Annotated in this window: 13 protein-coding genes and 2 tRNA genes; 5 read left to right on the forward strand and 10 right to left on the reverse strand. The window is 62.2% G+C overall.

The features are described 5' to 3' along the window. Window positions 1-140: 140 nt before the first annotated feature. The 9 genes from IVB22_RS00790 to IVB22_RS00830 form a co-directional block, all read right to left on the reverse strand. The gene (locus IVB22_RS00790) at window positions 141-1,361 is read right to left on the reverse strand and encodes a hypothetical protein (protein ID WP_247515433.1); all 1,221 of its coding nucleotides are present in this window, start codon (window positions 1,359-1,361) and stop codon (window positions 141-143) included. Next, the gene (locus tag IVB22_RS00795) at window positions 1,358-2,218 is read right to left on the reverse strand and encodes an AAC(3) family N-acetyltransferase (RefSeq protein WP_247515434.1); all 861 of its coding nucleotides are present in this window, start codon (window positions 2,216-2,218) and stop codon (window positions 1,358-1,360) included. The genes IVB22_RS00790 and IVB22_RS00795 overlap by 4 nt, the downstream gene beginning before the upstream one ends. Window positions 2,219-2,311: 93 nt before the next feature. Then, window positions 2,312-2,383 (reverse strand) — tRNA-Val (locus tag IVB22_RS00800). Between the two features lie 71 nt (window positions 2,384-2,454). Then, window positions 2,455-2,856 (reverse strand): GFA family protein, encoded by a 402-nt coding sequence (locus tag IVB22_RS00805; protein ID WP_247515435.1) that lies wholly within the window; start codon window positions 2,854-2,856, stop codon window positions 2,455-2,457. A gap of 118 nt (window positions 2,857-2,974) precedes the next feature. Next, window positions 2,975-5,401 carry an endopeptidase La gene (gene lon, locus IVB22_RS00810; RefSeq protein WP_247515436.1) on the reverse strand — a complete coding sequence of 809 codons (2,427 nt, stop codon included), beginning with the start codon at window positions 5,399-5,401 and terminating at the stop codon, window positions 2,975-2,977. Between the two features lie 314 nt (window positions 5,402-5,715). Continuing rightward, window positions 5,716-6,990, reverse strand: a complete 1,275-nt coding sequence (gene clpX, locus IVB22_RS00815) for an ATP-dependent Clp protease ATP-binding subunit ClpX (RefSeq protein WP_027537232.1) — start codon at window positions 6,988-6,990, stop codon at window positions 5,716-5,718. A 446-nt stretch (window positions 6,991-7,436) separates the two neighbouring features. Continuing rightward, window positions 7,437-8,072 (reverse strand): ATP-dependent Clp protease proteolytic subunit, encoded by a 636-nt coding sequence (locus IVB22_RS00820; RefSeq protein WP_214491628.1) that lies wholly within the window; start codon window positions 8,070-8,072, stop codon window positions 7,437-7,439. 303 nt (window positions 8,073-8,375) lie between these two features. After that, window positions 8,376-9,734 (reverse strand): trigger factor, encoded by a 1,359-nt coding sequence (gene tig / locus IVB22_RS00825; protein WP_247515437.1) that lies wholly within the window; start codon window positions 9,732-9,734, stop codon window positions 8,376-8,378. A 163-nt stretch (window positions 9,735-9,897) separates the two neighbouring features. Beyond that, window positions 9,898-9,982, reverse strand: a tRNA-Leu gene (locus IVB22_RS00830). 155 nt (window positions 9,983-10,137) lie between these two features. Here IVB22_RS00830 and IVB22_RS00835 point away from each other — a divergent pair. After that, window positions 10,138-11,448, forward strand: coding sequence for a multicopper oxidase family protein (locus IVB22_RS00835; protein ID WP_247515438.1), 1,311 nt, complete (start codon window positions 10,138-10,140; stop codon window positions 11,446-11,448). A gap of 10 nt (window positions 11,449-11,458) precedes the next feature. Next, entirely contained in the window at window positions 11,459-12,544 is a 1,086-nt protein-coding gene (locus IVB22_RS00840; protein ID WP_247515439.1) for an enolase C-terminal domain-like protein, read from the forward strand. A 172-nt stretch (window positions 12,545-12,716) separates the two neighbouring features. Here the strand turns inward: IVB22_RS00840 and IVB22_RS00845 are convergent, their stop codons facing one another. After that, window positions 12,717-14,216 (reverse strand): NAD(P)H-hydrate dehydratase, encoded by a 1,500-nt coding sequence (locus IVB22_RS00845; protein WP_247515440.1) that lies wholly within the window; start codon window positions 14,214-14,216, stop codon window positions 12,717-12,719. A gap of 241 nt (window positions 14,217-14,457) precedes the next feature. Between IVB22_RS00845 and IVB22_RS00850 the strand changes: the two genes are divergently transcribed. From IVB22_RS00850 to glnA, 3 genes are all read left to right on the forward strand, one after another. Next, window positions 14,458-14,595, forward strand: a complete 138-nt coding sequence (locus IVB22_RS00850) for a hypothetical protein (RefSeq protein ID WP_247515441.1) — start codon at window positions 14,458-14,460, stop codon at window positions 14,593-14,595. After that, complete coding sequence (locus IVB22_RS00855; protein WP_011441447.1) at window positions 14,582-14,920, forward strand: P-II family nitrogen regulator; 339 nt, start codon at window positions 14,582-14,584, stop codon at window positions 14,918-14,920. Before IVB22_RS00850 ends, IVB22_RS00855 begins: the two co-directional genes overlap by 14 nt. A gap of 147 nt (window positions 14,921-15,067) precedes the next feature. Then, the gene (gene glnA / locus IVB22_RS00860) at window positions 15,068-16,477 is read left to right on the forward strand and encodes a type I glutamate--ammonia ligase (RefSeq protein ID WP_247515442.1); all 1,410 of its coding nucleotides are present in this window, start codon (window positions 15,068-15,070) and stop codon (window positions 16,475-16,477) included. Window positions 16,478-16,589 lie beyond the last annotated feature (112 nt).

The raw sequence follows: 16,589 nt of genomic DNA on the forward strand, positions 1-16,589 counted from the left end.
TCCGACGGAACCGTTCCAGTAGGCGACCTGATCGGCGTTTTGATCGGGGCATGTTGGGGTGTCCATGCGCGCGCCGGATTAATCTGGAATATGGGCTGGCTGTACCGCCGGTCAGCTGCCCCGACGGCCTCTCGGAATTCTCATACGACAAGGTTGGAAAACACCCGATCGAGGCCGGGCCGCCATTCGTGCGGAACGCCGAACCATTCCTTGAATCCATTCACTTCGTAGCCGCCCCGCCTGACTTGCAGTTCGGGGGGCCAATACCCGAAGACGTCGCGGCTGTAGCCCACCAGGAGGGAATTTGCCGGGCAGAGTTCGCGCAATCCCAACAGGGGCTCGGCGCTCACCGCGACGAACTTTTCACCGAGCGCACTGAGTTGCTGGACTTCCACAGCCCGATTGCGATCCGCGCCAACCATCAACGCGTCGAGCGCCGTCTGGGATACCCTGCCGCCAGCCGGAGCGACATCATGGACCGGGACTGCTGAATCAATTGCCCGCATCACGGCATCGGAAATCGTCGAACTCCAGCCGAGCCAGCCGTCCATCTGCATGTCATGAAAGCGCGGGCCTTGCGCCATCAAGCGCAGGAGTGGAATCACGCCGCCGGGTGACACTGCGCTTTGCGGGCGGGTATCGCCGGCGAATCCCGGCAGGAAAATCACGGTGGTGTCCGCGCCAAATCGCCGCCGCAAGGCGTTCCGGACCATGCCAGGATAGTCCGCACTGATCTCGAGGTCACCGGGAAATCCCGTCGGGTGACATGTGTAATGCCATACAACCGCGGTCCTTTCCCCCTCCATGATCAGTGCCGTTACCGTGCGATCGACCGGACCGTCAGGGTTGGGCGCCATGATGGTCCGTTCGAAACGAAAGCCGCGCCCGGTCAGTTGCGGGAGCAGCCGCGGAAGCCTCCGATTCACGCCGGCAGCTACAGTCGCCCGCCCGCTTCGCAGCGGGGCTCTTCCGGGGAGTGAACTCAGCGCGCTGGAAACCGCCTTGACCAGGATCCCCCGTACCCTCGCGAAATGATCGTCACAACGGACGCCGAGAAGAGGCTTGGTGTTTTCCAGCGCCGGGGCGGAATGGGTGTGACTGGCAACGATCAGCACGGATTGCGCGTTCACGCCAAAGCCGGTGCAGGCCTCCAGCAGGGCATCGCTGAGTTCGCGGCCAACAAATACGCCGTCGATTGAGATAAGAACGGCGTTGCACGCACCTGTGTCGAAGATCGCCAGGATGTTTGCTTCAAGCGAATCGTGGACGCGTTTCGTGATACGCGCCCCACCTGCCCGCCCGGCGAGAGGTACTGGATGATCGGGATCGATCGACGCAACGACGTGCGTGTACTCTATCATCCAGTTCTGCCCATCATGCGACGGATGCTTTTCAGCGGCACGGCAAGAAAAAATCTGGTCATTCGTGCCGGCGAGTAAGTCCGAAGACCGCAGGAAGTACAAGAAGGATCGTCGCAGAAGGCAGCAGTCGGATCCATTTCCAGAATAGGGCGTTCGACCCGATATGCGGCGGCTGCATCGGCAAAGATGGAATATGCCCCTCCGACCGATCCGCTCCGCAGGATTCCCGCGGCCTCGTAACGGCCGTAGAACTTGCCGAATCCGGCGCTGCATCCCGAGATGTCGCGCCGTTCAAACCAGCGTATACGATCGCCGTCCTGCACCGCGCAGATCCGCTTTCGGCTCATCAGCGTCTTGTCGGCCAGTCCGAGGTCCTCCTGGACACGATGGACCGTGCTAAAGCCCGGGCTGGACTCCACACAGCCGACGAGCAGCAGTTTGCCGCCGAGTTCGATCAGTCTCTTGAGCGGATAGAAAGCGGTTTCGTTCTCGTCATGGCCGCGGGCGATCTCGTCTGCGTTTGGCCCAAGCGCCACGAAGGAATTCGTGGGATGCCGGCTTCGAACCGACAAAGGATGATCCAGAACGATTTGGGAGAATGCCCCAACATCGGGCTTTGCCCGCGGATGGAAAGGAAATTGCGCGGCCCGTTTCTTTTGCCAGAAGTAGAAGTCGGGGGTGAAAGCGAGCGTGACCAGCGTTCCGGACGGCCCGATCGTCTTCATGATGCCATCGAACAGCGCGGTAGCCGGACTTCCGCTCGAAACCTTGATTGCCCTCGCCGCACACCTGACGAGAACGGTGTCCCCGCTTCGCAGTCCGAGGTTCCGCAAGTCGGCAGCGATCGGTTGTAGCATGTCAAAGCTCGCTTGATCGAGCGGGCAGGAGAATCAGGGGCCGCTCGAAGGCCGAAATCCAGACGGTCCGCGTTCGTCGCTTCGCAACTTCGGCGCGAAGGCGAGAGATTCGAACCCCGACCCTCTCGGTGTAAACGAGATGCTCTAACGAGCTGAGCAAGCCGCCCTTGAGCCGCCTGTTTAGCCCTGTGGCCCCCTTCGGTGCAAGGGTCGGATACCCCGCCTGTTCGGAAACCCTAGTCGCCCGGCCGTCTAGGCAATCCGGCGATATCGTTGATCCACGGCGCGGCCGAGCGGCACCAGATTTGCCGCGCCGGCTTGAGTTGATCGCGCTGGCGGATGCTGCCCCAGCGGATGCCCCAATCGTCGGGCCCGCCCTCGCCGCTGGAGAACAGCGGGGAACCACAACCCTCGCAAAAATGCTGGAAGCGCGTGCGACCGTTGTCGCCGGTCTTCGCGTAAATCTTCGCCGGCGCGCCCGTCACGGTGATCTGCTCGGCCGAGCAGATCACCGTGACCCGGTACGGCGAGCCCGTCAGGTTCTGGCAATCGGTGCAGTGACAGATCGATACTTTCGCAGGGTCGATCTCCGCCCGATAGGCCACCCGCCCGCAATGGCATTGCCCGTCGATTTCCATCCCCTTCAACTCCGCCTGTCCAATGGAGATCCGGTCCGTACAAACAAAAACGGCGCCCGGAGGCGCCGTTTTATCATGTTGTACTAGATCGGATCAGATCAGTAGTGACTGATCGGGCTCAGTGGGCCGTCAGGCCACCGGACGCCTCGTCGGCACCGTCAGGCTTGACCGGCACCTTGGTGTCCTCTTCCCAGACGATCGGCACCGGCGCACGGACCAGCGCCTTGGCCACGACGTCGTCGAGCCGGGCCACCGGGATGATGTCCATACCGCCCTTGATCGCATCGGAAATCTCCGTGAGATCCTTGGCGTTGTCCTCGGGAATCAGCACCGTCTTGATGCCGCCGCGGGCGGCCGCCAACAGCTTCTCCTTCAAACCGCCGATCGGCAGCACGCGACCACGCAGCGTGATCTCGCCAGTCATGGCGACATCGTGGCGAACCGGGATGCCGGTCATGACCGAGATGATCGCGGTCGCCATCGCCACACCCGCCGACGGTCCGTCCTTCGGGGTTGCCCCCTCCGGCACGTGGACGTGGATGTCGCGCTTGTCGAACAACGGCGGCTCGATGCCGTAGTTGATCGCCCGCGAGCGGACGTAAGACGCCGCCGCCGAGATCGACTCCTTCATCACGTCGCGCAGATTGCCCGTGACCGTCATCTTGCCCTTGCCGGGCATCATGACGCCTTCGATGGTCAGCAGCTCGCCGCCGACATCGGTCCAGGCCAGGCCCGTGACGATACCGACCTGCGGCTCGCTCTCGATCTCGCCGAAGCGGTACTTCGGCACGCCGAGGAACTCTTCGAGAGTCTTCTCGGTGACCTTGACCGACTTCTTCTTGGAGATCATCAACTCCTTCACCGCCTTGCGGGCGAGTGTCGACAGCTCACGCTCCAAATTACGCACGCCCGCTTCGCGGGTGTAGCGGCGGATCATCAGAAGCAACGCATCGTCGTCGATCGACCATTCCTTGGAATCGAGGCCATGCTTGGAGATGGCGTTCGGGATCAGATGCTTGCGCGCGATCTCGACCTTCTCGTTCTCGGTATAGCCGGCGATCCGGATGATCTCCATGCGGTCCATCAGGGGACCCGGAATATTCAGCGTATTCGCGGTCGTGATGAACATGACGTTCGACAGATCGTAGTCGACCTCCAGATAGTGGTCGTTGAAGGTCGAGTTCTGCTCGGGGTCCAGAACCTCAAGCAGCGCCGACGACGGATCGCCGCGGAAATCGGCGCCCATCTTGTCGATCTCGTCCAGCAGGAACAGCGGATTCGAACTCTTCGCCTTGCGCATCGACTGGATGATCTTGCCGGGCATCGAGCCGATATAGGTGCGGCGGTGACCGCGAATCTCGGCTTCATCGCGCACGCCGCCGAGCGACACGCGCACGAACTCGCGTCCCGTCGCCTTTGCGATCGACTTGCCAAGCGAGGTCTTGCCGACGCCGGGAGGCCCGACCAGACACAGGATCGGTCCGGTCAGCTTGTTGGCGCGCGACTGCACCGCGAGATACTCGACGATGCGGTCCTTGACCTTCTCGAGCCCGTAGTGGTCGTTGTCCAGCACGGCCTGCGCCGCCTCGAGGTCCTTTTTGACCTTGGACTTCTTGTTCCACGGGATCGACAGCAGCCAGTCGAGATAGTTGCGCACCACCGTTGCTTCCGCGGACATCGGCGACATCTGGCGCAGCTTCTTCAACTCGTGCTGCGCCTTCTCCCGCGCTTCCTTGGAAAGCTTGGTCTTGGCAATCTTCTCTTCCAGATCGGCCAGCTCGTCACGACCCTCGTCGTCGCCGAGTTCCTTCTGGATCGCCTTCATCTGCTCGTTCAGGTAATATTCGCGCTGGGTCTTCTCCATCTGGCGCTTGACGCGCGAGCGGATGCGCTTCTCGACCTGCAGCACCGATATCTCGCTCTCCATCAGACCCAGCACCTTCTCCAGGCGCTGCGTGACGGACAACGTCTCCAGGATGCCCTGGCGATCGGCGATCTTGACGGCGAGATGCTGGGCGACCTGATCGCTCAGCTTGGCGAAATCAGTGATCGCCTGAACCACGCCGACGACTTCGGCGGAGATCTTCTTGTTCAGCTTCACATAGCTTTCGAAGTCGGACACGACCGAACGCGCCAGGGCTTCGGCTTCAACCGAACTGGCGTCGGTGTCGGCAAGCGCAATCGCGGTCGCCTCGTAGTATTCGCTGCGGTCGGAATATTTCTGCACGCGCGCGCGCTCGAGCCCTTCGACAAGCACCTTCACGGTGCCGTCGGGAAGCTTCAGGAGCTGCAGCACGCTGGCGAGCGTACCGACCTCGTAGATCGAATCCGGGTTTGGATCATCGTCGGACGCGTTCTTCTGCGTCGCCAGCAGGATGAGCGCGTCGTTCTTCATCACCTCTTCGAGGGCGCGGATCGATTTCTCGCGGCCAACGAACAGCGGCACGATCATGTGCGGAAAAACGACAATGTCGCGGAGCGGCAGCACCGGATACGAGTGGCTTTCGCCCAGAACGATGGTTGGCCGGGTTTTTGGGGTCGTCATGGCCTTATCCTTTTGTTTTGCCCCCTTGCACGCAGTCCGCATCGCTTACGCAACCGCCACAAGGTGCCGGGAGTTCCGGGTCACTCGGCCGCCTTCGCTGCCGCCTCTCACCGGATGATTTTGCGACGAATCTCGAACGTGATTTCCGCCACCATTGGCATTAGGTGGCTATCGGGTATGGGGGTGTCAAGTCACGGAAAAATGCCCGCAAATTGGGGCCAAACGCGTGCAAAACGCTGACGCAACAACGGCTGCCGGAACGTGCGGCAGCCGTCCTTATCGGGGTAGTCCAAGCGAAGTATGTCGAGCGGCGATCAGGCGCTGGCGCTGCTCTCGACGGCCCGGTCCGAACGGTCCGCGTAGATGTAGAGCGGACGTGCGGTTCCCTCGACCACTTCGCGCGAGATCACGACCTCTTCGACGCCTTCCAGACCCGGCAGATCGAACATGGTCTCGAGCAGGATGCTTTCGAGGATCGAACGCAGGCCCCGCGCGCCGGTCTTGCGCTCGATCGCCTTGCGGGCGACCGCGCCAAGCGCCTCGTCGGCGAAGGTGAGCTCGATGTTTTCCATTTCGAACAGCCGCTGGTATTGTTTCACCAGCGCGTTCTTCGGATCGGTCAGGATCTTCTTCAGCGAGGCCTCGTCGAGATCCTCCAGCGTCGCGACCACAGGCAGACGGCCGACGAATTCCGGGATCAACCCGTACTTCAGGAGGTCTTCCGGCTCGACATGGCGGAAGATTTCACCGGTGCGGCGGTCTTCGGGCGCCAGAACCTGGGCGGCGAAGCCGATCGAGGTCGAACGTCCGCGTGCGGAGATGATCTTCTCAAGGCCTGAGAAGGCACCGCCGCAGATGAACAGGATGTTGGTGGTGTCGACCTGCAGGAACTCCTGCTGCGGATGCTTGCGGCCACCCTGCGGAGGAACGGAAGCGACCGTGCCTTCCATGATCTTCAGCAGCGCCTGCTGCACGCCCTCACCCGACACGTCGCGGGTGATCGACGGGTTGTCGGACTTGCGGCTGATCTTGTCGATTTCGTCGATATAGACGATGCCGCGCTGCGCGCGCTCGACATTGTAGTCGGCCGATTGCAACAGCTTCAGGATGATGTTCTCGACGTCCTCGCCGACGTAACCGGCTTCGGTCAGCGTCGTCGCATCCGCCATCGTGAACGGCACGTCGAGAATGCGCGCCAGCGTCTGCGCCAGCAGCGTCTTGCCCGAACCGGTCGGACCGATCAGCAGGATGTTCGACTTCGCGAGTTCGACGTCGTTGTGCTTGGTCTGGTGATTGAGCCGCTTGTAGTGGTTGTGAACGGCGACCGAGAGCACCTTCTTGGCATGGCTCTGGCCGATCACGTAATCGTCCAGCACCTTGCAGATTTCCTTCGGCGTCGGGATGCCGTCGCGCGACTTCACCAGCGAGGACTTGTTCTCCTCGCGGATGATGTCCATGCAGAGTTCAACGCACTCGTCGCAGATGAATACAGTTGGACCCGCGATGAGTTTGCGGACTTCGTGCTGGCTCTTTCCACAGAACGAGCAATACAGCGTGTTCTTGGAGTCGCTCGTGCCAACCTTACTCATTCTTGTCTCCGTCCGCCGTTCGATCCGTTACCCGATCGACCCATTCCGGCACTCACACCGGACCTCAAGGTAGATAGAGCAAATTCCGTACCAGAAAAGACCCTAACTCAATTACGCACCGTGCGAATCACGGTTTCTCGAATCCCCCGCGATCTTAACCCAGCCCACACAGCCAACCATGCTGACACCCGACTATCAAGATTTCGCTAATCGGGGTCGGAATGGCTACCCGTGACAATACCGTGATTTGTGGCGTTGGCACGGGGAGAAGTTGACGAAATCGACCGAGCGTTGCGCAACTGCCACGCAGCAAAACCGGGACGAAAGCGGAACTTTCGACCTATACTAGGGTATAGGCACGCGGCTTTCGGCCATATTTGCCGGCTGAACCAACCGTTAAGGTCAACGCAGGGTGTCGCTATCCGTTACCTTACGGGGTTTTCACCTTACGCGATTTTCGTCGGCATCGCCTCTTCGGGGCGCTTGTCGATCACCTTGTCGACGATACCGAAGTCGCGAGCCATATCGGCGGTCAGGAATTTGTCGCGCTCGAGCGCGTCCTCGATCGCCTTGTAGGTCTGGCCGGTGTGCTTCACGTAGATTTCGTTGAGGCGCTTCTTGAGATTCAGGATCTCCTGCGCATGCAGCATGATGTCGGTGGCCTGGCCCTGGAAGCCGCCCGACGGCTGATGCACCATGATGCGCGAATTGGGCAGCGAGAAGCGCATGTCCTTTGCGCCGGCCGCGAGCAACAGCGAGCCCATCGAGGCCGCCTGCCCGGTGCACAGCGTCGACACCGGCGGACGGATGAATTGCATCGTGTCGTAGATCGCAAGCCCCGATGTCACCACGCCGCCCGGCGAGTTGATGTACATCGAAATTTCCTTCTTGGGATTTTCCGCCTCGAGGAACAGGAGCTGCGCGACGGTCAACGTCGACATTCCATCTTCGACCGGACCGGTCACGAAGATGATGCGCTCTTTCAGGAGCCGCGAAAAAATGTCGTAGGCGCGTTCGCCGCGGTTGGTCTGCTCGACCACCATGGGCACGAGGTTCATGTAGGTTTCAACGGGATCGCGCATTAGTCACCCCAAGGGTTAGTAGAGGGTTAGGTAGAGAACAGCGGGGGCGAACATCCATCGGCAAGGTAGGCCAATCGCCAGGATTGCCGCGCGCGGACGAACGTCCCGTGATGCAGGACTTCAACTCAGTACTCGCACGGGCGAGCCGCTCACAGATATGAGCCAATTTCCCGGCGACAAGACCGGGCCATTGCGAGCCGAACTCGACGAGTTCAAGCTGATTCGCAGACGATCTCATAGCGACGGATGTCGTCGCCACGCCGCTTTCGCCGTTCATCATTAACGCTGGCCTGACCAGATCGGTCAGGCTGCGCTCTTTTCGTCGTCTTCCTTGAACAGGTCCTCGCGCGAGACCTTCTTCTCGGTCACGTTGGCAAGTTCGAGGATGAAATCGACCACCTTGTCTTCATAAATCGGCGCACGAAGCTGGGCCAGCGCATTGGCATTGTTGCGATAGTAGTCCCAGACTTCCTTCTCGCGGCCGGGCATCGAACGCGCCCGCTCGATCACCGCGCGGCTGACTTCGTCATCGGTCACGGTGATCTTGTTCTTCTCGCCGATATCCGACAGCACGAGGCCGAGCCGGACGCGGCGGTCGGCGATCTTCTTGTACTCTTCCTTGGCCGCCTCTTCGGTGGTGTCCTCGTCGGCAAAGGTCTTGCCGCTCGATTCCATCTCGGCCTTGATCGAGTTCCACATCAGGTTGAACTCTTCCTCGATCAGCGACGGCGGCGCCTCGAATTTGTGGCTGTCGTCGAGACGGTCGAGCAGCGCGCGCTTGACGCGCTGCCGCGTCGCACCGGCAAACTCGGCAACCAGCCGCTCGCGTGCGGCTTCCTTCAGCTTGTCGAGCGATTCCAGGCCGAGCGTTTTGGCAAACTCGTCGTCGATCTTGGTTTCACCCGGGGCTTCGATCAGGGTTGCCGTGGTCTCGAACTCGGCCGGTTGGCCGGCGAGCTTCTCGCTCGCATAGTTCTTCGGGAACGACACTTTCAGCGTACGGGTCTCGCCCGTCCCGATACCGACGAGTTGCTCCTCAAAACCCGGAATGAACTGTCCGGCGCCGATCACGACCGGGATGCCTTCGCCGGTGCCGCCGTCGAACAGTTCGCCGTTGATGCTACCCTTGAAGCTGATGGTGACGCGATCGCCGGTTTCGGCCTTGGCGCCCTCAGCCTTCGCAGCAAAGGGTCGATTCTGGTCGGCGATGCGCTTGATGGCCTCATCGACCTCGGCATCAGTGACTTCGACCACCGGCTTCTCCACCGAGAAGGTCTTGAAATCGGCGAGCTGGATCGTCGGCACCACCTCGATCGCAACCGTGTAGGTCAGGTCGGTCTTGCCGGCGAGCAACTCCTCGACCTCGTTCTGCTCGGTCGGCATGGTGATCTTCGGCTCGGTCGCCAGGCGGAAACCGCGGTCGGTGAAGATCTGCGTGTTGGTGTCGCGGATGGTCTGGTCGATGGTCTCGGCCATGACAGAGCGGCCATACACCTTCTTCAGATGGCTCACCGGCACCTTGCCGGGACGGAAGCCGTTGAGCTTCACCTTGTCCTTGAGGTCGACCAGCTTGGCGTCCGCCTTGGCATCGAGATCCGATGCGGGAACGCTGACCTTGAACTCGTGCTTCAATCCCTCGGCGAGGGTTTCGGTGACCTGCATGGTGTCAATCTTCTTCCGCTTGCGCCGGGCCAGACAGGCCCGGCAGTGTCAAATGTTCGAGGCGTAGCCTTGCAGCCTGCGCCGGTGGTTCGGCTGACCTTGGCTCCCCGACCGGGAAGCAGGCCCTCCAGTATTCGTCATGCAAACGCTTGGATAGAGCGCTTGGTGCGGGCGGAGGGACTCGAACCCCCACAACTTTCGTCACTGGAACCTAAATCCAGCGCGTCTACCAGTTCCGCCACGCCCGCGTGAAAAGCATCCATACCCGGCCGCGATGCCGCGGGCGGCGGGCTTATAACATGAGCCTACACCTCCGCAGCAAAAAAATGGCCTTTTTTGACAGCACCGGGGCAAGGCGTCACAGCTAGGCCAGGCACAACAAAAAATGGTCCGCATTGGTCCGATGGCAAGCCCCAAAACACTGCTGGATCGACGTGAGCTGATGGCCGGACTGGGGGTGGCCGCCCTCACCCCGATGTGGCCTATCGCGGGCCGCGCCCAACGCAATCCCTCCTTGGTATGGCAGGCCAGGGCCGACACGGTTGCCTTGCGCCCGGGAAGCGCAGTCACGCCGGTCTGGTCGTTGCACGGGCCTGAAATCACCTTCAAGCGTGGCGAGACCGTCGATTTCGCTTTTGGCAACGAGTTGCCCGTGCCCGCCGCTCTCAACTGGCGGGGAATCGATGGCGTTTTGGCAATCGAACCGCTGATGGGCCGCCCCCCAATCGCAGCCGGCGGCAAGGAAACTGTGCAACTGCCGCTGCGCCACGCCGGGACCTTCCTTTGCGAATCCGGGCTGCTTGGCGATGGCCAGGCCCAACCTTCACGGCCCCAGCACTTGATCGTCCGGGAGACCGAACCCGTCGCGACGGACCGCGAGCAGGTTCTTCTGATCGAGGACTGGCGGGTCAGGCCCGACGGAACCGCTCTGGCGCCGGGGATCGATCCCAAGGACACCGTGCCCGTCCTTACGATTAACGGCCGGACCTCGCTCGATCTCTCAGCCCGGACCAACGAACGGGTCAGGCTCCGTATCATCAGTGGCTGCCAACGCTCTGTTATTGCTATCAAACTGGAGGGGCTCGAGGTCCGCGTGATGGCCATCGACAGCCAGCCATCCGAGCCGTTCCAAGCCCGCAACGGTGCGCTCGTGCTGACGCCGGGTGGCCGGGTCGATGCCTTCATCGACATCACAATGCCGGCAGGCACTTCCACTCCGATCCTCCTGCACGACGGCAAGGAGGCCCGCCCGGTCGGCAGGATCGTCGTCTCGGGCGAGCCGCCGATCCGCCCCGCCCCGCTGCCGCCGGCGCCGCCACTGCCCTCCAACGGCCTCCCCGAACGGCTCGACCTCAAGAACGCCACTCGGGTCGAACTGCCGCTTGGCGGACCATCGGGCGACTGGGCGATACCAGCCAAATTCGTCGCCACCGCCCCGCCCGCCTTTCGCGCCAAGAAAGACCGCACCGTCGTGTTGGCGCTGACCAACCACGCCGCCATCGCGACCGTATTCCACCTGCACGGCCACCATTTCCGGCTGCTGGACCGGCTCGACGATGGCTGGAAGCCATTCTGGCTGGATACGCTGGCGATCGAGCCCGGCCAAACCCAGCGCATCGCCTTTCGCGCTGAACATTCCGGCCGCTACCTGATCGAATCCGTCGCAACCGACTGGGCGGCGCCGCGGCTGGTGCGGTGGTACGCTGTCGAGTGAGGAGCACACCATGAGCAAACCGGTTCCTGCCATCCGCAGCGTCAAGGCGCGCGGTCTCGTCGTGCCGCTCAAGCGCCCCGTGAAGAACGCCTTTGGCGTGATCGATGTCGGGCCGCTGGTCCTGATCGATGTCGAGACCGATCAGGGCGTTACTGGTCACTCCTACATTTTCGCCTACAGCAAGCTGACGCTGAAGCCGCTGGTCCACCTGGTCGAGGAGATCGGACGCGAGCTCACCGGCAAGCCGATCGCGCCCTACGACCTGATGGCGGCGATGGACGCCAAATTCCGCCTGCTCGGCTGGCAGGGCCTCGTCGGCATGGCGGTATCAGGCCTCGACATGGCCTATTGGGATGCGCTCGGCCAGATCGCCGATCGGCCAGTGGCCGAACTGCTCGGCGGCTCAGCGCGCCCGATCAAGGCGTATGACAGCTATGGCGTGGTCGATCCCGTAGCCGACGAAAGAGCGCTGCGCCGCTCGCTCGAGCAGGGGTTTCGCGGCATCAAGATCAAGGGCGGCGACGGCGACGCTGCCAACGACGAGCGCGTGGTCAAGGCCGTGCGCGCCCTCGTCGGTCCCGACATTGCGCTGATGATCGACTTCAACCAGTCGCTCGATCCCGCGGAAGCTGTGCGCCGTATCGCCCGCCTCGCGCCTTACGATCTGCACTGGATCGAAGAACCCGTGCCGCAGGAAAATCTGTCAGGACACGCAAAAGTGCGCGAAACCTCACCGACGCCGATTCAAGCCGGCGAAAACTGGTGGTTCCCGCGCGGCTTTGCGGAAGCGATCGAAGCCGGCGCCAGCGATTTCATCATGCCCGATCTGATGAAATGCGGCGGCGTCACCGGCTGGCTGCAGGTCGCAGCCCAGGCCGAAGCCGCCAATATTCCGATGTCGAGCCACCTGTTCGCCGAAGCCAGCGCCCACATGCTGGCCGTGACGCCGACCGCGCACTGGCTGGAATTCCTCGACTTCGCCAGCGTGATCCTCGCCCACCCGGCCGAGATCGTGGATGGCACGGTGACGGCACGAGGGCCTGGGCTCGGGCTGGAATGGAATGAGACGGCGGTAGCGAAGTATCAGGTGACGTAACCGAAGCGATACCCATCAACTCCTGCAACCCGCGAAGACGATGGTATCGCTACGCTCAACCATCCTACCGCTCCGTCTCTTGTCCCGGACGCGGTGCAGCGTGAAACGCTGCTCCGCAGAGCCGGGACCCGCCAATGCACGGCGCGCGTTGTGGACCCCGGATCAGCAGCGACTAATACTCGATCCCGAACTCGTCATAGAGCCGCCTGAACACGGCAGGCAGCACTTCCGGCAAATCCTCCGCGATCAGCCCCGGCCCCGCTTCACGCGCGGCTTCGCCGTGCATCCACACGCCGGTGCAGGCGGCCTCGAACGCCGGGACGCCTTGCGCCAGCATCCCGGCGATCATTCCGGCCAGCACGTCGCCGGCGCCGGCGGTGGCGAGCCAGGGCGGCGCGTTGGAAGCGATACTGGCGCGTCCATCCGGGGATGCCACCACCGTGTCCGGTCCCTTCAGCAGCACCACCGCGCCGCAGCGTTCGGCAGCGTCGCGCACCCGCTCCAGCTTGGAGCGGCCGGGATGCTTGTTGCTGATATCGCTGAACAGGCGCGGAAACTCGCCCTCATGCGGGGTCAGGACGACCTGTCCGTCCGCGGCAGCCTTGATCTGTTCAAACAACCGCTCCGGCGCTTCGGCAAAACTCGTCAGTGCGTCGGCGTCGAGCACGAGGCCGCGTTTCGCCGACAGCGCCGTGTGGACGAGATCGCGCGTCCGGGCGCTGACGCCCGCGCCCGGCCCGAGCACAATGGAATTGAGCCGCTTGTCGTCGAGCAGTTCGGCAAACTGGATCACGTTGTCGACGGCGCGCACCATGACCGCCGTCAGCGCCGCGGCGTTGACCGCGAGCGCGTCGCGCGGCGAAGCCACGGTCACCAGCCCGGCGCCCGCCCGTAACGCCCCGCGCGCCGCGAGTCGCGCCGCCCCGGTCGACGCCAGTTCGCCCGACAGCACGACGGCGTGGCCGCGGGCATATTTGTGGCCGTCGATGTCAGGCACCGGGAAGGAACGTTGCCAGCTCTGCGGAACGTTCTCCGATGTCTGCGGCCGGATCTCCTCGAGCACGCGCGGATCGATGCCGATATCGGCGACGCGGACATGGCCGCAGTGCTTGCGCCCCGGCATCAACAGATGCGCCGGCTTGCGGCGGAAGAACGTCACGGTCTCTACCGCGTTGATCGCAGCGCCCATCACGGCGCTCGACGTGCCGCTGATCCCGCTCGGCAGATCGACGGCGAGCACCGGCGCGCCGTTGGCATTGACCGCCTCGATCATCTCGAGCGGATCGCCCTTGACGGGACGATTGAGCCCGGCGCCGAACAGCGCATCGATGATCAGGGCCGGCTTGCCGATCGCCTGCGGGTTGAACGGCAGCACCGGGTACTTCCAGCCGCGTGCGGCGAGCGCAGCATCACCTTGCAGGCTGTCGCGTTCGCACAGCAGGATGACGGAAACCTCCCGGCCGCGCGCCGCCAGCTCGGCCGCTGCCACAAAACCGTCGCCGCCATTGTTGCCGCGGCCGGCGACCACCATGATCGGCCCTTCCTCGACGAGATCCATTGCGGCTTCGGCCACGGCCTGCCCTGCGCTCATCATCAGCGCGAAGCCGGGCGTGCCGGCGGCGATCGTCAGCCGATCGGCACGCTCCATCTCAGTCGTGGTCAAAACGTCCATGCCGAATCCTCGATCCGTCAGCCTTTTCTGCAGGCATATCGCCGTCGCACCCCGTGCCCGCCTCGCCTCTCCTGCACAATAATTGATCGATTTGCCTATTTTGTAATCTTCTCTATCATGCACCCTACGGCGCAACCTCTTCCACCTGCCTGTTAAAAGTCTGATAACGTTCCAAAATCAGGCGCATTAACAACTTGGCATAGACCCTGCTTTTGAGGAAGCCGGTTGGAGAACCGAGCTCATGATCGTCGCAGTTCGCGGCAATTATGAGCAATCCCGGCTTTGCCGGATGCAAGGATCAAACCAGACGGCGCCTCGCGCGACATCGAACTATCTGCAATCTGGAAATGCCCGGGAGGCGCTCAGTGAAGAAGATTGAAGCCATCATCAAGCCTTTCAAGCTCGACGAGGTGAAAGAGGCGCTTCAGGAAGTCGGACTGCAAGGTATCACGGTTACCGAGGCCAAGGGTTTCGGCCGGCAGAAGGGACACGCCGAACTCTATCGCGGTGCGGAATACATCGTCGACTTCCTGCCCAAGGTGAAAATCGAGATCGTGATTGGCGACGACCTGGTCGAGAAGGCGATCGATGCGATCCGCCGCGCCGCCCAGACCGGGCGCATCGGCGACGGCAAAATCTTCGTCTCCAACATCGAGGAAGCGATCCGGATCAGAACCGGAGAATCCGGGCTGGACGCTATCTAAGCCGGGTGGTATCCGAATTTTGCGACTGAAAAACAACAAAAGGGCTGCCTCCTCGGCCTGATTTCGTTCGCGATACCTCAACAGATCGTTTGCGAAGCTGTCGCTCGAATCCTGGAAACCGACCCGTAGTAGCCAAAAGGGGTATTCATGAAGACCGCCAAAGACGTCCTGAAATCGATCAAGGACAACGACGTAAAATACGTCGACCTGCGCTTCACCGATCCGCGCGGCAAGTGGCAGCACGTGACCTTCGACGTCAGCATGATCGAAGAGGACACCTTTGCCGAAGGCCAGATGTTCGACGGCTCCTCGATCGCCGGCTGGAAGGCGATCAATGAATCCGACATGTGCCTGATGCCCGACCCGGTCACCGCGACGATCGACCCGTTCTTCGCCGAGACCACCATGGTCATCGTCTGCGACGTGCTGGAGCCGACCACCGGCGAGCCCTACAACCGCGACCCCCGCGGCATCGCCAAGAAGGCAGAGGCGATGGTGAAATCGTCGGGCGTCGGCGACACCATATTCTTCGGACCGGAAGCCGAATTCTTCGTGTTCGACGACGTGCGCTACCAGACCACCCCTTACAACACCGGTTTCAAGCTGGACTCCTCGGAACTGCCGATCAATTCGGACACCGAGTATGAGGGCGGCAATCTCGGCCACCGCATCCGCACCAAGGCCGGCTACTTCCCCGTGCCGCCGCAGGACTCCGTGCAGGACATGCGCTCGGAAATGCTCGGCGCCATGGCCAAGATGGGCGTCAAGGTCGAGAAGCACCACCACGAAGTCGCTTCCGCCCAGCACGAGCTCGGCATGAAGTTCGACACCATGACGCTGATGGCCGACCAGATGCAGATCTACAAATACTGCATCCACCAGGTCGCCCACATCTACGGCAAGACCGCCACCTTCATGCCGAAGCCGGTCTACGGCGACAACGGTTCGGGCATGCACTGCCACCAGTCGATCTGGAAGGACGGCAAGCCGGTGTTTGCCGGCAACAAATACGCCGACCTCTCCGAGACCTGCCTCCACTACATCGGCGGCATCATCAAGCACGCGAAAGCGATCAACGCCTTCACCAACCCGTCGACCAACTCCTACAAGCGCCTGGTCCCGGGTTATGAAGCGCCCGTGCTGCTCGCCTACTCCGCGCGCAACCGCTCGGCCTCCTGCCGCATTCCCTACACGGCAAACCCGAAGGCCAAGCGCGTCGAAGTCCGCTTCCCCGACCCGATGGCCAATCCCTATCTCGGTTTCGCCGCGATGCTGATGGCCGGCCTCGACGGCATCAAGAACAAGATCGATCCGGGTCCTGCGATGGACAAGGACCTCTACGATCTGCCGAAGGAAGAGCTGAAGCAGATCCCGACCGTGTGCGGCAGCTTGCGCGAGGCGCTGGAAAATCTCGACAACGACCGCGCCTTCCTCAAGAACGGCGGCGTGTTCGACGACGACTTCATCGACAGCTTCATCGAGCTCAAGATGACCGAAGTCGAGCGCTTCGAGATGACCCCGCATCCGGTCGAGTTCGATATGTACTATTCGCAGTGATCCTGCGCGGCGTTCGCGCCGCCCGTATCACTGTCCAACGTGCGAAAGGCGCTCCTTGCGGGGCGTCTTTTGTTTTTGCGAAGGAAAGTCAGGCGTTTCGGCCGCCTGGTTC

It is taken from the genome of Bradyrhizobium sp. 190, assembly GCF_023073415.1.
Classification (GTDB): domain Bacteria; phylum Pseudomonadota; class Alphaproteobacteria; order Rhizobiales; family Xanthobacteraceae; genus Bradyrhizobium.

What these genes read in the sequence shown, in the direction of transcription:
- glnA (WP_247515442.1), top strand. Translation starts at nt 15,068, where the DNA reads ATGAAGACCGCCAAAGACGTCCTGAAATCGATCAAGGACAACGACGTA.
- IVB22_RS00795 (WP_247515434.1), bottom strand. Translation starts at nt 2,218, where the DNA reads ATGCTACAACCGATCGCTGCCGACTTGCGGAACCTCGGACTGCGAAGC.
- IVB22_RS00805 (WP_247515435.1), bottom strand. Translation starts at nt 2,856, where the DNA reads ATGGAAATCGACGGGCAATGCCATTGCGGGCGGGTGGCCTATCGGGCG.
- clpX (WP_027537232.1), bottom strand. Translation starts at nt 6,990, where the DNA reads ATGAGTAAGGTTGGCACGAGCGACTCCAAGAACACGCTGTATTGCTCG.
- IVB22_RS00820 (WP_214491628.1), bottom strand. Translation starts at nt 8,072, where the DNA reads ATGCGCGATCCCGTTGAAACCTACATGAACCTCGTGCCCATGGTGGTC.
- IVB22_RS00850 (WP_247515441.1), top strand. Translation starts at nt 14,458, where the DNA reads ATGATCGTCGCAGTTCGCGGCAATTATGAGCAATCCCGGCTTTGCCGG.
- IVB22_RS00790 (WP_247515433.1), bottom strand. Translation starts at nt 1,361, where the DNA reads ATGATAGAGTACACGCACGTCGTTGCGTCGATCGATCCCGATCATCCA.
- IVB22_RS00840 (WP_247515439.1), top strand. Translation starts at nt 11,459, where the DNA reads ATGAGCAAACCGGTTCCTGCCATCCGCAGCGTCAAGGCGCGCGGTCTC.
- tig (WP_247515437.1), bottom strand. Translation starts at nt 9,734, where the DNA reads ATGCAGGTCACCGAAACCCTCGCCGAGGGATTGAAGCACGAGTTCAAG.
- IVB22_RS00845 (WP_247515440.1), bottom strand. Translation starts at nt 14,216, where the DNA reads ATGGACGTTTTGACCACGACTGAGATGGAGCGTGCCGATCGGCTGACG.
- IVB22_RS00835 (WP_247515438.1), top strand. Translation starts at nt 10,138, where the DNA reads ATGGCAAGCCCCAAAACACTGCTGGATCGACGTGAGCTGATGGCCGGA.
- lon (WP_247515436.1), bottom strand. Translation starts at nt 5,401, where the DNA reads ATGACGACCCCAAAAACCCGGCCAACCATCGTTCTGGGCGAAAGCCAC.